The following is an 18,587-nucleotide window of genomic DNA, read 5'->3' as shown; positions in this document are numbered from 1 at the left end:
TGGACGGGGCAGATCGAGCGTTGATTGATCTTTTTTCACAGCTTTCCCGCGGATGGGTTCAAGTCTGTTTAAAAGCCCGACAAGTTACTTCCAGAAAGCCACAGCACCTTGCGTCGTTGCCTACAGTTACTCCAGAATCCGCCGGCTTGTGCGCCTTGGGGTCGCTCGGTAACTTGGCTCGGGTCACTGATTGTCAGTGATCGGGTTTAGTAGCCCGTGGTGTTATCAGTAAGGTGTACAGGCTCTGTCAATCAGGTATCCCATCCCTGAACTTGATGGTGGCTGGCGCAGGGCGCTTCGGCGCGCCGGTAAATGCTGATCTCCCCGGTCTACTAACCTGCGTCCAGCCGCCACCCTTCTTTTAGTAGAGAAGAGTTGGCGGCTCCATTCAGGAGTAATCAGCATATGATCAGAGAAACGCCGAATCGGCCGGACCGCGATCCGACACCCTCGTCAGAAAATTCCGACCCAAACAATCCCAACGACCGCATCCCCTCGGCCGCCGACATCCAGTCCACCCCACGCAAGCTCTGCAGCATGTTCATCGTCAACCCTGAGCTCGATGTCGAAACCCTGCTGGCTCATGCCTGTGAGTCTCTGGCTTCGGCCAATGTCATGGCGTTGGATCTGGCGGATCATATGGAAGGGACAGGTCGTCATTCGTTGTTGGGGATTGCCCAGGTGATCATGTTGGGGGAGTTGGCGGTAAACCGGGCGTTGGACCGGATCGATCCGCCTGAATAATCAATGTTGGGGCGAGGGCCGCCTTCGCGAGCAGGCTCGCTCCCACAATTGATCGAGGTGAACGCGGATTTTGTGCACACCGAAGATCCCCTGTGGGAGCGAGCCTGCTCGCGAAGGCGGCATCATGGGCATCGCCAATATCGGTCCACAAAAAATGCCCGCATCTCACGATGCGGGCATTGTTAATTTCAGCTTCGCGACTCAGAAATCGTACTTGGCGGTGAGTTGGAAGTTACGCGGCTCGCCGTAGAAGGTGGTGCCGAAGTTGCCCAGGCCGGTCAGGTATTTCTTGTCGAAGACGTTGTATGCGTTGGCAGTGAAGCTCAGGTGTTCGTCGTACTGGTAACGGGTCATCAGGTCGACGAGGGTGTAGCCGCCTTGCTTGAGGTTGACGGTGGCGCCTTGCCCGCTGCCATCGACGCTCGGATTGAAGCTCTGGCCGTAGAACGCGCTCTGCCAGCTGACGCCGCCGCCGACGGTGACTTGGTCCAGGGCGCCGGGCAGGCGGTAGGTGGTGAACGTACGCACGACGTGTTCCGGTTTGGTGGTGGCCAACGGGAAGCCGAAGATGCGTTGTTCGTCCTTGTCGCGGGAACGCGCGTAGGTGTAGCCGGCCGACAGGTTCCAGCCTTCGGCCAGTTCACCGGCCATTTCCAGCTCCACACCCTTGGTGGTGGCGCCGGAGATTGGCTTGTAAACGTCCTGGCCGGTGGTGGTATCCGTGGTGACGTACTGGGCGACGTTGTCCTGTTCGATGCGGAAGAAGGCCAGGCTGGCGTTGAGTTTGCCTTCGAAGTAGGCCGCTTTCAGACCGGTCTCGTAGCTGTCGCCTTCAACCGGGTCCAGGGTCTTGCCACTGGCGTCCTTGTAGATTTGTGGCTGATAGATGTTGGTATAGCTGGCGTACACCGAGTACGTGTCGTCGAGGTCATAGACCACGCCCGCGTAAGGCGTGACAACGCCGTGTTCCTTGTAGCTGGCATGGGTGTCAGCCAGGCTCGCGCCCGGATAATAGGTGTAGTCCTCGTTGTACTTGAAGGTGCTGACACGGCCGCCGAGGATGATCGACAGGTCGTCGGTCGGGCGCAGGCGGGTGGCCAGGTACGCGCCGTTCTGGCTTTGGGTGCGTTCGTACTTGCCGTTTTTCGGAAACTCCGGTTTGGCAATGTGACCTTTCCAGTCAAAGATGTCGCCCGGCACCAGCCCGAACTCGCTGCTGTCGTAGGTCGCACCGGTCTGGCGGGAATGGGAGGTCATGAAACCCGCCACCAGTTCATGTTCGCGACCGCCCAGGCTGAACGGGCCGGAAACGTTGACGTCAGCGGTGTTCTGTACGCGATGGCCTTCCCAGCGCCCCCAGTAGAAGAACATGCCTTCGCCGGTATTGCGATCCGGGTTGCCACCACTGGCGGAGGCCAGTTGGGTATCGTGATCGGTGGTTTTCTGGTCGAACGTGGCCTTGAATTTCCAGTCGTTGGCCAGTGCCTGTTCCAGGGAAGCGAAATAGGTGGTGCTGTCGAAGTCACGACGGCTCCAATCGGAACCCGGGTTGAAGCTGCGAGAGAAATCGGTACGACCACCGTCGGAATAGAACGGCGAGTTACCGGTCCAGGAACTGCCGCGAGGGGTGGCGCTGGATTTGTCGACGCCCAGGGTCAGCAGGGTATCGTCGGTCAGGTCGGCTTCGAGGATGCCGTAGTACAGGTCTTTCTTCTGGCTGTAGTGGTCGATGTAGGAATCTTTGTCCTGCAAGGCACCGACGAAACGGCCGCGCACGCTGCCGCTATCGTTCAGCGAGCCGGAGATGTCGCCCTCGGTACGGTAGTTGTCCCAGGAACCGGCGGTGGCGCTGACCGAGGCCTTGAATTCCTTGGTTGGTTTCTTGCGGATCAGGTTGACGGTGGCCGCCGGGTCGCCGGCGCCAGTCATCAGGCCGGTCGCGCCCTTGATGACTTCGATGTGATCGAGGCTTGCAGCGTCATCGCTGTTGTTGGGGTTTTCACCGTACACGCCGTCGTAGGGAATGTTGACGCCATCGTATTGAAAGTTGGTGATGGCAAAGCCTCGGGCGGAAAATTCGGTACGGTCGCTGTCGTACTTCTGGGCGGTGACACCCGGGGTGTTGCGCAGCGCATCGGCGACGCTCGTCACACCGCGATCGTCCATCTGCTGACGGGTCACCACGGTCACCGACTGCGGCGTTTCGCGAAGGGTCAGCGGCAGCTTGGTGGCGGTAGTAGTCGCACCCGTGGTGTAGGAGCCGGTGTCTTCAGTGGTCAGGCCCAGGGCCTGGCCGGAAATGGTGGTAGCGCCCAGTTGCAGGCTCGACGAGCCACCCGACACCAGCGTCACGCTGTTGCCGTTGATCTGGAACGAAATGCCGGTGCCCTTGAGCATCTCGGCCAGGGCCGCGGAAGGCTCCAGCGAGCCGGACACCGCGCGGGACTTGATGCCGGCCACCTGGTCCGGGCTGTAGAGGATTTGCAGATTGGTCTGCATGCCCAGTTGGGTCAGCGCGCTGGACAGCGGCTGCACGGCAATACTCACTTTTACAGGCGCTGCGTTGGCCATCGAGCTCCCCAGCAACGTGGCGGTCAACAGGACGCTGGTCAACAGCGTTTTGTGCAGTGACGGGCGCTGTACGGCCAGCGCGAGAGGGGTACGGCGTGGAAGAGATCGCATTACTTGCCTGTGCTCCTGAAAAGTGTCGTGCAGATTTTTTGTTAATAGGAATGATTATTAAGACGAGATGCGATTGCGAAACCGGAAAAGAAATGTGAAAGAAATGTCATTGGGGTTCAGGCAGGCACCAGCTCGGTGACGACCCGGCCGCTTTCCATGCGCACCAGTTGGTCCGCTACATCGAAATAACGGTCATCGTGGGAGATCACGATGATGGTCTTGCCCAGGCGCTTGAGGTCCGGCAGCAGCTCGGTGTAGAAAATCCGCCGGAAGGTCGGGTCCTGGTCGGCCGCCCACTCGTCGAACACCAGCACCGGCCGCTCTTCCAGCCAGGCATTGACCAGCGCCAGGCGCTTGCGCTGGCCGGTGGACAGGTCGGTGGTGGTGAAGTTGCCGTCCTTGACGCTGACCTTGTGCGCGATCTCCAGGCGCTGCAGGTATTTGTTGGCGTCTTCGGGAATCTGCGTATCGCCCTGTACCACGTCATCGAACAGGTAATAGTCGGCAAAGATGGTGGTGAACAACTGCCGGTAGTCATCGCGATTGTGCGCGTCGATGGCCTCGCTGTTGACACGAATCTGTCCCTGTTGCGGCATGTACAGGCCTAGCAGCAATTTGATCAGGGTGGTCTTGCCACAGCCGTTCTCGCCGACGATGAAGGTGATGTCGCCCTGCTTGATCGACAGGTTGACCGGGCCCAATTGGAAGGGCGCAGCACCCTCGACCGACGGGAAGGCGTAGCGCACGTCCGTCAGTTGCAGTTCGTGCACGGCCTGTTTGACCTTGCCTTGGTCGCTGAGCAGCAGGTGCGGTTCCGGGGTGGAAAACTGTTCGGAAAGTTCAGCGATGCGGCGAAAGGCAATCTGCGCACGGCTGACGATCGGCAGGGTGCCGATCAAATGCTCCAGCGGGCCTTTCATGTACAGCAGCACCAGCACGAAGCCGCTCATGACGGTCTTGTCGGCGCTCGGCCAGAACGCTTGCAGGGCCAGGGCCAGGCCGATGACCACAAAGAACAGCATCGAGCCGAAAGTCTTGGCGATGACGAAGGTGTTGATCGAACGCACCTGGGTGTTGCAGATGAATTCGGCGGTGCCCTTGATGCCCGAGCTGAACATGCGCTGGCGGCGAGGGCGGTGGATGCGCAGTTCCTTGGCGCCTTCGGCAATGGCGTTGTAGTGCTTTTGCAGCTCGTCTTCAGCGTCGCGGGCGGCCATGAAGCCTTGCACACCCTTGCTCTGGGCGTAGGCCTGGATCGCGCTGCCGATCAAGATCGCGGCCACCATGATCAGGAACATCGGCCACGACAGGATCGCCAGGTAGCCCATGCATCCCAGGGTCACGGTCAGGGAAATCGCCAGCGGCGCGAAGGCGAAGGCGAAGTCGCTGATGGTGTCGACGTCGTGGGTCAGCACCGGGATCAGGCGATGGCTGCGGTAACGCTCGATCTGTTCGATCGGCGCCGACAGCACCTTCTCGCCCAGCTGTTTGCGCAGCTTGGCGATGATGTGCTGGCCGACATAGTTGGTGCCGATGTCGGAGCAGATCGAACTGGCCAGCGCCAGCAGGCACAGGCCGGCGAACAGCGCGACCACGCCCTGGGTCAGACCGCTGTCCGAGTGCAGGGCATTGTTGATGGTCGCCAGCAATACCGTGACGCTCAGGCCGCCGACCATGCCCAGGAATATGGAAGCAGCGACGATGAATCGAAAGGGTTTGAGCAGGGCGAACAATTCGCCGATGGCGCCTCGGGTAGGCTGGGTCATGGAAGACGGTTCCTTGGGTCGGAAGGCAGATACCCAGTAGAACGTCTGGTCGAGGGGTTAATTTAGAGGGGGGTGACTGGTGGCGGGGAACTACACGTAAATCCCTGTAGGAGCTGCCGCAGGCTGCGATCTTTTGATCTTGTTTTTAAAAAAATCAAAGTCAAAAGATCGCAGCCTGCGGCAGCTCCTACAGTGGATGGTAGGGGGGGTCAGAGATTGCGCACTACGCGAAAGCCTATCCAGTCCCCGCGTTCCTGAGGGTATTGGCTGTTGCGGTTTCCGGAGCGGGAGAACACCGGGGCTTCCCCCCAGTCGTTGCCGCGGATGTGCACGGCTTCGCAGTTGGGTTCCAGCCAGGCGCTGCCATCGGTGGGGGCGTCGACGTAGTTCGGGTGTTCGCAATCTTCGACCCACTCATAGACGTTGCCGTGCATGTCGTACATACCGAAGGCGTTCGGTGGGTAGCTGCCCACCGGCGAGCTGTAGCTGTAGCCGTCCGCCGGGCCGTAGGTGTTGGCGTGTTTGGCGATGCTGTATCCCTTGCCTTCATCGAACGGAAAGGGGAACGGGCCTTGGGTGCCGCCGCGTGCGGCGTATTCACGCTGGGCCTCGCTGACCATGCTGTATCGCTGTCCGGTTTTCTTCGACAGCCAGGCGACGTAGTTCTTCACGTCGTCGAAGTTCATGCACACCGCCGGCTGACGCGGGCCCTGCGGGTAGCGCGGCTTGCTGGCGATGCACTCGCGACCTGGCCGGGTATCGCCGTTGGCGATGGTCACGCCGCTTTCCTTGATATAGCTGTCCCATTCACCGGCGGTGATCTGGAAGCGGCTCATGGCGAAGGGTTTGGCGAAGGTCACCTCATGCATCGGACCCTCATCGGGCTCGCGGCCGACTTCGTCATCGGGCGTGCCCATGGTAAAGGTGCCGGCGGGCAGCACGACCATTTCCGGGCAGTTCTTGCAGTCCTTGAATACCTTGCCCGCTGGCGGTGGGGTGGCGGCCTGTGCGGCGCAGGGGAGCAGGCCGGCGATGAGGGCGGTTAGGGCGAGGGCTAACATGTGACGGGTCATTTTCTATCTCGATAAAGAAGAGCGAACCCTGTAGGAGCGAGCATGCTCGCGATGGACGTCAACGATAACGCGGGGTGTCTGAATATCCGCAGTGTTCTGGCGACCATCGCGAGCATGCTCGCTCCTACAGTGAATGGTGGTTTCAGGCGGTTTTGTTCAGTAGGGCCGTGAACCGGTCGATTTCGTGTTCACTGTTGAGCAGGCCGGGAGCGATGCGGATCACCGGGCCAGCGTCACGGTCCACCGAGTCGCAGACCACGCGGTTCTGCATCAGCCCGCTGGCGACCTTTTCGCAGTCCTGGTCCTTGATCCGGAAGAAGGTGAAACCGGCGGACAGTTGCGGGCTCCTTGGCGTGACCAGTTCGATCCGCGGCTGTTCCAGCAGGCGATCCTTGGCATAGCTGTTGAGTTCATGAATGCGCGCCTGGACCTCGGCCTTGCCCAAATCCAGGTGCAGCTTGAACGCTTCGTCCACGGCCCAGCGATGTTCGAAACTGTGATAGCCGCCGGGGGTCATGATGGTCGCGAAATCGGTGGATTCGCTGAAGGTCGGAATGATCGGCGTGACGTCCCGGACCTCGGCGGAGCGGGCACAAATGATCCCGGTGCCACGGGGGCCGAACATCCATTTGTGCGTACCGGCGATAAAGAAGTCGCAGTACATGTCGGGAAAGTCGAGGTCCTCGACGCCAAAGCCGTGCACGCCGTCGACCACATACAGGATGCGGTCCTTTTCGTCGCGCTTGCGGTTGTGCTCTTCGACCAGCTTGCCGATTTCGCCGATCGGCAGTTTCACACCGCTGCCCGATTGCACCCAGGTCATGCCCAGCACGCGGGTTTGTGGGCGGATGCCTTGGGCGATCGAACCCAGCACTTCGTCCACGGAAATGTCGCGGCTGCTCTCGAACAGCTTGAGCTTGCGCACGTTCGTGCCTTGGCGTTGCTGACGAAATTCCAGCGTGTAATTCGTGGAATAGTGTTCATGTTCGCTGACCAGGATTTCCTGATCCGGCCTTACATGAATCCCGCCATAGATCATCGCCAGGCCTTCAGTGGTGCTGCCGGTCAGCGCGATCTGCTCGGGTTTGGCATTGAGGTAGCGTCCGGCCCAGACCCGCACATTGTGCTCGCGTTTCTCGGTTTCCTGCAGGTCCCAGTCCATGGCCCGGCCAGGGTTGCGGTCGATGTTGGCGCGGTGCATGTCGATCGCGTTGCGCACCGGCGTTGGGTGCGAGGTGATGAGGAAATTGGCGAAATGCAGGTAGTTCGGGTCCTGATTGAACAGCTGGCGCAACTGCGCCCATTTGCCCTTGGGCAAAGGCGGTGGCTGCTGTTGTAGATCGCCGGCCAGGGCTGGCGGGTACACGGAAGCAGCCAGGGGCAGGCCGGCGGCGAGAATGCCGGCCTGCTTGAGGAAGGAGCGACGGTTGGTCATGGCTTCGGGTTCGCTTGGCAAAAGTGGCATCAGTTTTTGGCGACGGGCCGGGAGGCTTTTTCGACCTGGTCCCAGACCCGCAGGAAATTGCCGCCCCAGAGTTTGGCGATATCGGCTTCGCTGTAGCCGCGGCTGATCAGCTCGGCTGTCACGTTGCGCGCCTCGCTGACGTCTTTCCAGCCGTCCAGGCCGCCGCCATCGTTGAAGTCGGAACTGATGCCGACGTGATCGATGCCGATTTTCTTCACCGCGTAGTCAATCGCGTCGCCGTAGTCCTTGAGGGTGGCCTTGGGTTCTTCGTCGACAATCGCGTAGAGCTGGCTGGCGTATTCGCCGAACCGTTGTTCCGACCACACGGTGATGATCGGGTCGCCCGGCATCAACGCCATCTCCAGGCCTTGCAGGGGTTGCAGGTCGAAACGCGCACGCAGGGCGTTGAGCTTGTCCTGGGTGGCCTGGCTCAGTGGGCGGATGTAGGTCGGGAAGCCGACGATCTGCACCACGCCGCCGCTGTCCTTGATCAACTGCATTTCGTGGTCGCTGAGGTTGCGCGGGATGTCTACCAGGGCGCGCGGGGCGGAGTGCGAGGCCACCATCGGCGTGCGGCTCAACCGGGCCACTTGCTCCAGGGCCTTGGTCGACATCTGCGACACATCGATGATCACGCCGAGGTCGTTGAGGCGCTGCACGGCCTGCTTGCCGATGTCCGAGAGACCGCCGAGGGCGTCCCGGGAATCGTTGAAGAATGGCAGCGGCCTGGATGAATCGGCCCAGGCGTTGTTACCCACATAACTGAAGCCGAACATGCGCATGCCCCGTGCCGCCCATTTATCCAGGGCATTGAGGTCGTTGCCCAGTGGGTAGGCGTTGAGCATGCTCATGAAGATCGCGAACTTGCCTTCGCCATGCAGGCGCCGGAAATCGTCAGGGGTGTAGGCGATGGCGGCCTGGTTGGGGAAGTCGCGCACCAGGGCGCTGATGATCTTGTAGCGGGTTTCCTGTTCGAAGCGTGCCTCTTCGACGAAGCCGGCGGTGGGGCGATGCGGCGCGTTGGGACCGTTCCAGATTTCCGGCCAGCCGAAAATTGTCAGGGCCGCACCGGACAGGCGTCCGCGTCCGCTCTTGACGAGGTCGAACTGGCCGCTGCCGTCCTTGTCGGCTTCATTGCCGGCGGTACCGAAGTCCATGGGTACGGTGATGTGGCTGTCGAACGAGAGAAGGCGCTCATGCAGTTCTTCGGCCTGCTTCATCACTTTGACCGGGTAACCGTGATTGTCCTTGAGCCCGTAATCCCAGGCCGCAAAGCCTGCGCCCGCGCAGATCGCCAGGGCCAGCGGCAGGCCGATGAAAAGAGCCTTTTTCGAACGTGGTTTTGTCATTGCCGTCTCAGTCAGGGAGCCTTTGCTATCTGGGAGGAACGAGTGATCGACCAAGGAATTTAGGTGCTCCTGAAAAGATCGCAGCCTGCGGCAGCTCCTACAGGGGCAGGCATTTCATGTAGGAGCTGCCGCAGGCTGCGATCTTTTGGCTGCACCATAAATTTTGGAAGGGAACAAACGTTCTAGCTTGGATAAAGCCTGCTTCATGGCTGACACAGGTAGGGCAATGACGATTTCTCGACGATGGTTCATGGCAGGCCTGGCGCTGACCGGCGCGGCTGTGCCCGCGGCTTTTTATGGGCATCGCCAATGGACGAAGCCGGACCCGACGATCACCCCCGGCGAAGCGTCGTTCGAGGTGGCGGATGTCGCCGGCCAACGCCTGGCGGATACGCTGCGTGGTGTCTGGCAGATACGTTTCGAAGGACGTGATGCCGGGCTTGAAGGCTTGCCACGGGACGGGCTGGAGCTGCTTCTCGACATCGGCCACAAGGGCCGTGGCCTGGTTGGTTTTCTCGACACCGCCGAGCGCTTGCGTTCCAGCGAAGCACCGCGATATCAGGTGCTCGGCGATGTGGCCGGGGTCAAGCCGGCGCAGTTGAGTTGGCGCTTGCTCAGCGCCCGTGGCAGCTGTGACTACGAGTTCAGCATGGCGCTGGACGAAGTCTGGGCCGGTTTCGGCAATGCCGGCAGCGGCAGCCTCAGTGGTCGCGTGCTGGATCTGGATCGCCCCTTGATGATGACGACCCAGGACAATCGCTTTGTCGCGGTCAAGAAGGTGTTCCCCGAAGCCCGCGAACGCACCGCTCTGAATCCACCGCTGCTGGCCTGGCTGACGTCCCAGGAGCATCGCTTGTTCCACCAGCTCTGGCATGCGTCCAGGGATAAATGGCACACCTTGCCCGAAGACAAGCGCGACGCCTTGCGCGGCATCGGGTGGCAGCCCGGGCCGCGGGATAAGGAGCGTGACGCCCGTGGCACACGCAAGGATCGCAACGGCTCCGGCGTGGATTTCTTCTTCATGCATCGGCACATGCTCGGCACCGCACGTTCGATGCAGGACTTGCCGTCATGGACGCGGTTCCCCTTGCCGCAACCGGAGCTGGCCCGGGACCGCATCGGCTTCGCCAATTATTTCGACAACCACGACGGCACGGCGCTGCCACCTACCTGGCTGGCCGAAGACGATGACGAGTATTCGCAATGGGTCAGCGACATCAAGACCGCCGAGACCTACCACAGCAATTTCCAGGTCTGGGAGTCGCAATACCGTGACCCGCGTTACCTGTCGAAGTTGACCCTGGGGCAGTTTGGCTCAGAGGTCGAGTTGGGCCTGCACGACTGGTTGCACATGCGCTGGGCCTCGGTGCCGCGCGATCCGTCCAACGGCCAGCCAGTGCCGTTCGCCCGGGATCCAGCGGACTTTTCCGCGCGCTGGTATGCGCCGGAAAACGACTTCCTCGGCGATCCGTTCTCGTCCCATGTAAACCCGGTGTTCTGGCACTTCCACGGCTGGATCGACGATCGCCTGGAAGACTGGTTCCGCGCCCATGAGCGTTTCCACCCGGGGCAGGTGAGTCGGCTTGAGGTCAATGGCGTGCAGTGGTTCGCGCCAGGGCGTTGGGTCGAGATCGACGACCCGTGGCTGGGGCCGGGGACCCATGGTTGCAGCGCCACGCCGGGGTTGCAGGCGGGCAAGTCGGTGGAGATGGACCCGGAGACCATGAAGCTGGCGTTGCGGATTACCTTTGGCGAGGACGAGAAGAAGCTGGCGGATCTGTTCAGGAAGGTGCCGCAGCGGCCTTGGTATGCGCGGAATTTGAAGGTGAAGCCGGTCGTTACATGATCGTTCCCACGCTCTGCGTGGGAATGCCTCAACGGACGCTCCGCGTTCGGCTCTGGATGGGACGCAGAGCGTCCCGGGCTGCATTCCCACGCAGAGCGTGGGAACGATCAACTACAAAACCTGCCACCCACCCCCAAGCGCCTTGTACAAAGCAATGCTCGCCTGCATCCGCGACAGCCTCAGTTGTACATTCAAATCCTGCGCCGCATACAGTGTGCGTTGCGTCTCCAGCACTGTCAGCAAATCCTCGGCCCCCGCCTCATAGCGACTTTGGGCGATGTTGAACGCGGTCTGCGCCTGGCTCAGCTCCTCGCTCTGCCACTGGCGCTGTTCGTCCAGTCCGCGAATGCTGTTCAAGGCTTTTTCCACGTCGGCGAAGCCATTGATAATCGCACCGCGGTAGCTTTCCAGCAGTTCTTCCTGGCGGCCCAAAGCCTGGTCGCGCTCGGCGCCCAGGCGCCCATTGTTAAACACCGGCGCCAGCAATCCGGCGGTGAGGTTGTAGAAGGGGCTGCGCAGGATGTCACCGGCACGGTCGGCACCGGAGCCGATTTCCGCGCTCAGGGTCAGGGTCGGAAACATTGCGGCGCGGGCGACGGTGACGTCGGCCTGGGCAGCGGCCAGTTGCGCTTCGGCCCGGGCGATGTCCGGGCGCCGGCTGAGCAATTCGCTGGGTACGCCCGCGTCAATGGCGGGCCAGGACAATTGATCGAAATGCTCCCGGCCCAGCACCAGTTCCTGCACCGGGCGGCCGAGGAGGGTAGCGAGGCTGATCTGCGCGTCGATGGCCTGCTGCCGTACCAGCGGTAATTGCCGCTGTTGCGCGGCCACCAGGCTTTTCTGCTGAGCCAGTTCCAGTGCGGTCGCGGAGCCGGAATCGAAGCGAGTCTGCACCAGTTTCAACACGTTCTGCGCGTTGGCCAGGTTGAGCTCGGCAATACGGCTTTGCTCCTGCAGCGACAGGGTTAGCGCATAGGTGTTGGCGACGCCGCTGAGCAACGTCAGCTCCACCGTCGCCTGATCGAACTCGCTGGCCTGCAACGCGAATTGCGCACTGTCACGGGAAGCGCGCTGGCCACCCCAGAAATCGATTTCGTAAGTGGCGGTCAGGTTGGCGTTGAAATAGTCCACGGCGCTGTTGTCGCTGTCGGCATCCAGTTGGCTGTAGCCATTGCCGCGCAGCAATTTCTGGCGGTTGGCGTTTGCCCCTGCCTGGACTTCTGGTAACTGCGAACCACCGGCGACCACCGTTTCGGCCTGTGCCTGGCGCACCCGCGCAATGGCGGCGGCCAGGTCGTAGCTGCCGACTCGGGCCTGTTCGATCAGGCGTCCCAGTTGCGGGCTGCCAAAGCGGTTCCACCATTGCTGGTTGTCGCGGGTAGCAGTCGAGGAGTGTGGTGATTGCCAGGCGGCGGGCGGCGTAATGCCGCTGTCCGGACGCTGGGCGGGACTGCCGCAGGCACCGAGCAGCAGGCAGAGGGTCAACACACTCAGTTGCGGCTTCATGGAAAGATCATTCACTGGTAAGGGCCGTGACCGGGTCGAGTCGGGCAGCTTTGCGGGCCGGCATGAAGCCGAAGACGACACCGGTGACCAGGGCGCAGCCGAAGGCGCCCAACACCGCTATCAAGGAGAACGCGACGGCGACTTCGCTGAGGATCAGCACGCCGCCGACGATCAGCGCCAGGGCGATCCCGGCCAGGCCACCGACCACCGAAAGCATCACCGCTTCGGTGAGGAACTGGCGCAGGATGTCGCGCTGGCGGGCACCGGTGGCCATGCGGATGCCGATCTCGCGGGTCCGTTCGCGCACGGTCATGAGCATGATGTTCATCACGCCGATGCCGCCCACCAGCAGCGAAATCGCGGCAATCGAACCGAGCATCAGCGACAGGGTGTTTTGCGTGCGCGCTTCGGCCTGGATCATCGCCGCGTTGTTGGTCAGCTCGAAATCCTTCTTGCCGTTGTGCAGGCGCAGCATCAATTGCTCGATGGCGTGTTCCGTCTCCTTGACCTTGCGCGCATCGGCGGCGGCAATCGCGATGTATTCCGGGTTGTAAGTGCCGAACAATCGCACGCTGGCGGCGGAGTAGGGGATGGCGATGCGGTCGTCGCTGTCGGAGTCGCCGGAGCTGGCGCCTTTTTCCGCCAGCACGCCGACCACCTGGAAAGGCACATTTTCGATCAGGATGTACTGGCCGATGGGATTGGCGACGTCCTTGAGCAGTTTGGTCCGCACCTTGTGGCCGATCACCGCGACCGCCGCGGCGTTTCGTTCATCGGCCTCGGTGAAGTAGCTACCTTGCACCACTGGCCAGTTGAAGATCGCCGGGAAGTTGGTGTCGTTGCCGCCAACGTAGCTCAGGTGGTCGAGGTTGCCGAAGCGTACCCCGGCTTCCTGGCCGTTGACCGGCATGATGCGCATCACCTGGGGCAGGCTCGCCACCGCCTTGACTTCGTCCAGGGTGACGATACCCAGCGGCGTGCGCGGGTTTGGGGACGCGCCACTGAGGTAAATGATGTTGGAACCGAACGCGCCCATCTGGGCCATGACTTGGCGCTTGCTGCCTTCGCCGACGGCCAGCATCACCACCACCGACGCCACGCCGATAATGATCCCCAGCAGGGTCAGCGCGGTGCGGAACCTGTTGATCCACATCACCCGCCAGGCGGCTTGCACCGCGTCGACCAGCTCGCCTTTCCAGGCACCGCTGGCTTGCGTGCCTTCAGTCAGGCGCTTGCGCAGGTCCACTGCTTGCAATGCACCGGGATTGGCAGGGGTTTGCGCGGCGCGATTGTCCAGGGCGCTGTCACTGATGATCAGGCCGTCGCGGATCTCGATGATGCGCTTGGCCCGCGCCGCCACTTCGCGATCATGGGTAATGAGGATCACCACGTGGCCCTGGCTCGCCAGCTCGTCGAGCAGCGCCATGACTTCCTTGCCGCTGTGACTGTCGAGGGCGCCGGTGGGTTCGTCGGCGAGGATGATATGGCCGCCGTTCATCAAGGCGCGGGCAATGGACACCCGTTGCTGCTGGCCACCGGAGAGCTGGTGTGGACGATTGCCGGTGCGTGTGGCCAGGCCGAGGCGCTTGAGCAGGGCGGCGGCACGGGCATGTCGTTCGGCGGCTGGAGTGCCAGCGTAGATCGCCGGCATCTCGACGTTCTCCTGGGCCGAACCGGACGGAATCAGGTGATAACCCTGGAACACGAAACCAAAAGCTTCGCGGCGCAGCCAGGCCAGTTCGTCGCTGTCCAGGTCGGCGACGTTTTCTCCGGCGAAGCGGTATTCGCCCGAGGTCGGACGGTCGAGGCAGCCGAGGATGTTCATCAGTGTCGACTTGCCGGAGCCGGAGGCGCCGACGATCGCCACGAATTCCCCGGCATGGATCGACAGGTCGATGCCGCGCAACACATGGACTTCAGGCGCGTCGCCACCGCCGTAGGCTTTGCGGATGTCTGAAAGGTCGATCAGGGGCGTATGCATTTACCCGCCGCTCCCGTCGGCCGGGCCGATCAACAAGTGATCGCCTTCCTGCAGGCCGTCGAGGATCTGCACCCGCAGGCGGTCGCTGATACCGGTGCGCACGTTGCGTTGTTCGATACGGCCATTGCTGGCCACCACTTGCGCGGTCTGGCTGTCGGATTGCGCGCCGGCCTGCAGCGCGGCGATCGGTGCGGTCAGGACGTTTTGCGCCTGGCCTGCGACGAAAAATACCTGGGTGGTCATTTCCGCCATCAGCGCGTTGTCGGCGTTATCGACATCCAGCAGCACGGTGTACAGCACCACCCGTGCGCTGCCGCTTTTGCTCGAGCTGGCGGGGCTGCCGCCGCCCTGGCTGGTTTGGTCTAGGGGTTTGGGCGGTACGGGCAGGATCTGCCGCACGGTGCTTTTCCAGCGCCGGGTGCCGCCGCTCAGGGTGGTGAACCAGGCGTTCATGCCGGGTTTGACGTGGCCGATGTCGGCTTCGGAGACCTCGGCCCAGACGGTCATCGGCGACAGTTTGGCGATGCGCAGAATCAGCGGTGTCTGTTGCTGGGCGTTGAGGGTCTGGCCTTCGCGGGCATCCAGTGCGACCACAGTGCCGGACATGGGCGCATAGATCCGGGTGTATCCGAGCTCGGCCTGATCGCTGCGCAGGCTGGCCTGGGCCTGGCGAATCTGCGCCTGGATCATGTCGATGCGCGCCTGGGTGGCGCGCAGTTCGGCCTGCGCAGTCTGCACGTCTTCTTCGCGGGTGGCGTTGCCGGCCTTGAGGTGTTGCTGGCGCTGGAATTTCTGTTGGGCCAGGTCGTGTTGCGCGCGTTGCTCCTGAAGCTGCGCCTTGAGGTTTTCGATGGAAAAACGCCCGGCATCGAGTTTGGCCTGTTGCGTGGAGGGATCGATTTCCACCAGCAGCTGGCCTTCCTTGACCACGTCACCGACTTCCACGTGGATCTTTTGAATCTGCCCGGACGCTTGGGCGCCGACGTCCACGTAACGCCTGGGTTGCAGGGTACCCAAGGCCGTGACACTGCTTTCGAGGTCGGCGCGGGTCACCTGCACGGTGGCGAACCGGTCGCGCCCGGGCGGAATGAACTGCCAGGCCGCAACGGCGATAACGGGGATCAGGGTGAGTGCTACCAGCAGGGCGCGTCGGGTACAACGGGAACGTTTCATGCAGGGTTCCAAAGCAGTTGAACACTGCCGTGGAGCCGGCAGGGACGTGGAGCTGTCCTAGTAGACGAGGACAGCTGCAGGGAATTTAGCCTCGGACACGCGGCGTAACACTGTCGTTTGCCTGACTGATCGTTCCCATGCTCTGCGTGGGAATGCAGCCCCTGACGCTCCGCGTCACCCTTGCGCAAGATCCGAGCCATGCGTCGACAGCGGAACGCGGAGCGTCCCTGGCGGCATTCCCACGCGGAGCGTGGGAACGATCAGCTGTAGCCCATGGCTATTTGGCAGGTAAAACAAAGCAATACTTTAAATCTACATGAGAATTACTATAAATTACGCATCTCAAATTGCCACTACCGTGCCACTGTGGCCGACAGGTTGCTTCAAGGACAGAAACCGCACCCGTGCGGACGGGAGTCATGTTGGAAAACTACTATCGAGAGCTGGTGTGTTTCCTCAACGCCAAGCTGGGCAACCGCCAGGTGGCTGAAGATGTGGTGCATGACGCTTACCTGCGAGTCCTGGAACGCTCCAGCGACACGCCGATCGAGCAGCCCCGGGCATTCCTGTATCGCACGGCATTGAACCTGGTGATCGACGATCACAGACGCAATGCATTGCGCCAGGTCGAGTCGCTGGAGGTGCTCGACAACGAAGAGCGCTATTTCAGTCCCTCGCCCCTGAGCAGCCTCGATCACGGCCAGCGCCTGGACATGCTCCAGCGCGCCCTGGCGGAGTTGCCCCGTCTGTGCCGCGAGAGTTTCCTGCTGCGCAAGATCGAAGGCCTGTCACACCCGCAGATCGCCGAACACCTGGGCATCTCCAAGGCTCTGGTAGAAAAGCACATCGTCAACGCCATGAAGCATTGCCGCGTGCGGATGCGCCAATGGGATGCGCATTGATCCTCGCGTTGATCCGTTCTTGTTAAATTTTATTTCACTGTCCTCGTTCCTAATCAACAGACGACCTGCTGTCCTGCTCAAGGCCGGCCAGGTCACTTAGGCTTATCTCCCCCGCCGCTCGGGGTACATCCAGAGGACACTGGAAATGACACAGGCAATTGCATCGCCCATCGTTCACGACCTGATCGGCGTCGGTTTCGGCCCTTCGAACCTGGCACTGGCCATCGCCCTGCAAGAACGCGGGCCGACCCAGGGCGAGCTGGATGTACTGTTTCTTGACAAGCAAGCCAACTACAGCTGGCATGGCAACACCCTGTCGACCCAAAGCGAGCTGCAGATCTCCTTCCTCAAGGACCTGGTGACCCTGCGCAACCCGACCAGTCCTTACTCGTTCGTCAATTACCTCAAGGCTCACGATCGCCTGGTGGACTTCATCAACCTGGGCACGTTCTATCCCTGCCGCATGGAGTACAACGACTACCTGCGCTGGGTGGCTGCGCAATTCGAGAAACAGAGCCGTTATGGCGAAGAAGTGCTGGCCATCGAACCGGTGCTGCACAACCAGCAAGTCGAAGCGCTGCGGGTGATTTCTCGCGATAGCGCTGGATATCAACAGGTTCGAACCACCCGTTCGGTGGTGGTCAGCGCGGGCGGCACGCCGCGAATCCCCGAGGCGTTCAAGGCACTCAAGGGCGACAATCGCGTGTTCCACCATTCGCAGTACCTGGCGCAGATGGCCACGCAGCCGTGCGTGAACAACCAGCCGATGAGCATTGCAATCATTGGTGGCGGGCAGAGCGCGGCGGAAGCCTTCATCGACCTCAACGATAGCTTTCCGTCGGTGCAGGTCGACATGATCTTGCGCGGTTCTGCCCTGAAACCGGCGGACGACAGCCCGTTCGTCAATGAAGTGTTCTCGCCGGAGTTCACCGACCTGGTGTTCCAGCAAGACAGCAGCGAGCGTGAGCGCCTGGTCAACGAATACCACAACACCAACTATTCGGTGGTGGACATCGACCTGATCGAACGCATCTACGGGATTTTCTACCGGCAGAAAGTCTCGGGCATTGCTCGCCATGCGTTCCGTACCCTGACCACCATTGAAAGCGCCAGCGCCACCGAGCGTGGCATCGAGCTGGCCGTGCGCAACAACGCCACCGGCGAAGTCACGGTCCGCCTCTATGATGCCGTGGTGCTGGCCACCGGTTACGAGCGGCAGATGCACCGCAAGCTGCTGGCCCCGCTGGAACAGTACCTGGGTGATTTCGAAGTGGATCGTAACTACAAATTGATCACGGATGAGCGCTGCAAGGCCGGCATCTATATGCAGGGCTTCTGCCAGGCCAGCCATGGCTTGAGCGACACGCTGCTGTCGATCCTGCCGATTCGTGCGCACGAGATCGCCGGTTCGCTGTATGACCATGGCAAGAAGCGCGGGCATCGCTCGATGGCGGATCTGCTCCTGGCGACTGCCAGCTGAAATCTTCGGCGGCAGTGAGGTCGCCTTCGTTGCAAACCCGCGACTCGCGTCAGACTTTTCGGGTGGTATTTCGGACTTTTCCTACAGAATGCGTCGTAAGTCTTCCGTAGCCTTGCCCCCCTCATCAATCTGACCCGGGGGGGCTACGTTGCCCAGCAAGTCCTTACGCATCCTGATCGCCGACGAACAACACTTCAACCGGATGAAAATAGAGCGATTGTTCAACCAGCTCGATTACTTTCGCGTGGCACCGGTGCAAAGCTTCGAGGAGCTTCTGAACCTGGTTGAATATGGCTGCGCGCCATTCGATCTGCTGGTCATCAATGCTGGCCTTGCGCACGGCAAGCTGGACCTGCTGGATTTCTGTCTCGACAACGAGCAGCTTGCGCATGCGCTGATCTTCGATGGCCAGTGCGCACAACTCCCTGTCATTGCGGCCTGTGAACGGCACAAGGTGCAGGTGAGCCACGCCTTGTTGCCGGACCTGGCGACGGTCCAGCGTTTGATGGCAATCGTCGATCGACCCCGACCGCTCGTCGGGACTGTCATTTCTGTCAGGTAGTTCAATCGAGTTATACGTGCAAGAGTTCAGGTGCAGCTATTGTGTCCTGTGCGGTCTC

General features: G+C 61.5%; 13 protein-coding genes. 5 read left to right on the top strand and 8 right to left on the bottom strand.

Features of this window, described 5'->3' with window-relative positions:
* The first annotated feature begins 405 nt into the window (after nt 1-405).
* Nucleotides 406-744: a DUF6124 family protein gene (locus AC3WWR_RS17000; protein WP_083349539.1), complete on the top strand. Its 339-nt coding sequence runs from the start codon at nt 406-408 to the stop codon at nt 742-744.
* 201 nt (nt 745-945) lie between these two features.
* Here the strand turns inward: AC3WWR_RS17000 and AC3WWR_RS16995 are convergent, their stop codons facing one another.
* From AC3WWR_RS16995 to pvdM, 5 genes are all read right to left on the bottom strand, one after another.
* On the bottom strand, nt 946-3,426 hold the full coding sequence (locus tag AC3WWR_RS16995; protein ID WP_492598902.1) for a TonB-dependent siderophore receptor: 2,481 nt from the start codon (nt 3,424-3,426) through the stop codon (nt 946-948).
* Nucleotides 3,427-3,542: 116 nt separating this feature from the next.
* Nucleotides 3,543-5,192 carry a cyclic peptide export ABC transporter gene (locus AC3WWR_RS16990; RefSeq protein ID WP_492598901.1) on the bottom strand — a complete coding sequence of 550 codons (1,650 nt, stop codon included), beginning with the start codon at nt 5,190-5,192 and terminating at the stop codon, nt 3,543-3,545.
* A gap of 209 nt (nt 5,193-5,401) precedes the next feature.
* On the bottom strand, nt 5,402-6,265 hold the full coding sequence (pvdO, locus tag AC3WWR_RS16985) for a dihydropyoverdine dehydrogenase (protein ID WP_492598900.1): 864 nt from the start codon (nt 6,263-6,265) through the stop codon (nt 5,402-5,404).
* Nucleotides 6,266-6,407: 142 nt separating this feature from the next.
* Nucleotides 6,408-7,700 carry a pyoverdine-tailoring periplasmic protein PvdN gene (pvdN, locus tag AC3WWR_RS16980; RefSeq protein ID WP_492598899.1) on the bottom strand — a complete coding sequence of 431 codons (1,293 nt, stop codon included), beginning with the start codon at nt 7,698-7,700 and terminating at the stop codon, nt 6,408-6,410.
* A 29-nt stretch (nt 7,701-7,729) separates the two neighbouring features.
* The gene (gene pvdM / locus AC3WWR_RS16975) at nt 7,730-9,079 is read right to left on the bottom strand and encodes a pyoverdine-tailoring dipeptidase-like protein PvdM (protein WP_033044704.1); all 1,350 of its coding nucleotides are present in this window, start codon (nt 9,077-9,079) and stop codon (nt 7,730-7,732) included.
* Between the two features lie 226 nt (nt 9,080-9,305).
* On the opposite strand from pvdM, the gene pvdP reads away from it, so the two are divergent.
* Nucleotides 9,306-10,925 carry a pyoverdine maturation tyrosinase PvdP gene (pvdP, locus tag AC3WWR_RS16970; RefSeq protein ID WP_492598898.1) on the top strand — a complete coding sequence of 540 codons (1,620 nt, stop codon included), beginning with the start codon at nt 9,306-9,308 and terminating at the stop codon, nt 10,923-10,925.
* A gap of 111 nt (nt 10,926-11,036) precedes the next feature.
* Here pvdP and AC3WWR_RS16965 read toward each other — a convergent pair whose 3' ends face one another.
* Genes AC3WWR_RS16965 through AC3WWR_RS16955 form a run of 3 tightly spaced genes read right to left on the bottom strand, consistent with a single transcriptional unit; the run spans nt 11,037 to nt 15,585 of the window.
* Nucleotides 11,037-12,431, bottom strand: a complete 1,395-nt coding sequence (locus AC3WWR_RS16965; protein WP_492598897.1) for an efflux transporter outer membrane subunit — start codon at nt 12,429-12,431, stop codon at nt 11,037-11,039.
* A 7-nt stretch (nt 12,432-12,438) separates the two neighbouring features.
* A complete protein-coding gene (locus AC3WWR_RS16960) occupies nt 12,439-14,412 on the bottom strand; it encodes a MacB family efflux pump subunit (protein WP_083349533.1) in 1,974 nt (657 codons plus the stop codon).
* Nucleotides 14,413-15,585 (bottom strand): efflux RND transporter periplasmic adaptor subunit, encoded by a 1,173-nt coding sequence (locus AC3WWR_RS16955; RefSeq protein ID WP_083349532.1) that lies wholly within the window; start codon nt 15,583-15,585, stop codon nt 14,413-14,415. It abuts the gene before it with no gap.
* Between the two features lie 419 nt (nt 15,586-16,004).
* Here AC3WWR_RS16955 and AC3WWR_RS16950 point away from each other — a divergent pair, with 419 nt between their 5' ends.
* The 3 genes from AC3WWR_RS16950 (at nt 16,005) to AC3WWR_RS16940 (ending at nt 18,529) form a co-directional block, all read left to right on the top strand.
* The gene (locus AC3WWR_RS16950; protein WP_008056197.1) at nt 16,005-16,487 is read left to right on the top strand and encodes a sigma-70 family RNA polymerase sigma factor; all 483 of its coding nucleotides are present in this window, start codon (nt 16,005-16,007) and stop codon (nt 16,485-16,487) included.
* A gap of 145 nt (nt 16,488-16,632) precedes the next feature.
* The gene (locus AC3WWR_RS16945) at nt 16,633-17,967 is read left to right on the top strand and encodes a lysine N(6)-hydroxylase/L-ornithine N(5)-oxygenase family protein (RefSeq protein ID WP_492598896.1); all 1,335 of its coding nucleotides are present in this window, start codon (nt 16,633-16,635) and stop codon (nt 17,965-17,967) included.
* A gap of 148 nt (nt 17,968-18,115) precedes the next feature.
* Nucleotides 18,116-18,529: a hypothetical protein gene (locus AC3WWR_RS16940; protein ID WP_020795688.1), complete on the top strand. Its 414-nt coding sequence runs from the start codon at nt 18,116-18,118 to the stop codon at nt 18,527-18,529.
* Nucleotides 18,530-18,587 lie beyond the last annotated feature (58 nt).

It is taken from the genome of Pseudomonas sp. EB271-G4-1 (assembly GCF_058791355.1).
This window is presented reverse-complemented; position numbering and strand designations above follow the sequence as displayed.

Excerpts from the sequence above, each read along its gene's own strand:
- AC3WWR_RS16950 (WP_008056197.1), top strand. The coding sequence starts at position 16,005 with ATGTTGGAAAACTACTATCGAGAGCTGGTGTGTTTCCTCAACGCCAAG.
- pvdN (WP_492598899.1), bottom strand. The coding sequence starts at position 7,700 with ATGACCAACCGTCGCTCCTTCCTCAAGCAGGCCGGCATTCTCGCCGCC.
- AC3WWR_RS16990 (WP_492598901.1), bottom strand. The coding sequence starts at position 5,192 with ATGACCCAGCCTACCCGAGGCGCCATCGGCGAATTGTTCGCCCTGCTC.
- AC3WWR_RS16965 (WP_492598897.1), bottom strand. The coding sequence starts at position 12,431 with ATGAAGCCGCAACTGAGTGTGTTGACCCTCTGCCTGCTGCTCGGTGCC.
- AC3WWR_RS16955 (WP_083349532.1), bottom strand. The coding sequence starts at position 15,585 with ATGAAACGTTCCCGTTGTACCCGACGCGCCCTGCTGGTAGCACTCACC.
- pvdM (WP_033044704.1), bottom strand. The coding sequence starts at position 9,079 with ATGACAAAACCACGTTCGAAAAAGGCTCTTTTCATCGGCCTGCCGCTG.
- AC3WWR_RS17000 (WP_083349539.1), top strand. The coding sequence starts at position 406 with ATGATCAGAGAAACGCCGAATCGGCCGGACCGCGATCCGACACCCTCG.
- pvdP (WP_492598898.1), top strand. The coding sequence starts at position 9,306 with ATGACGATTTCTCGACGATGGTTCATGGCAGGCCTGGCGCTGACCGGC.
- pvdO (WP_492598900.1), bottom strand. The coding sequence starts at position 6,265 with ATGACCCGTCACATGTTAGCCCTCGCCCTAACCGCCCTCATCGCCGGC.
- AC3WWR_RS16960 (WP_083349533.1), bottom strand. The coding sequence starts at position 14,412 with ATGCATACGCCCCTGATCGACCTTTCAGACATCCGCAAAGCCTACGGC.
- AC3WWR_RS16995 (WP_492598902.1), bottom strand. The coding sequence starts at position 3,426 with ATGCGATCTCTTCCACGCCGTACCCCTCTCGCGCTGGCCGTACAGCGC.
- AC3WWR_RS16945 (WP_492598896.1), top strand. The coding sequence starts at position 16,633 with ATGACACAGGCAATTGCATCGCCCATCGTTCACGACCTGATCGGCGTC.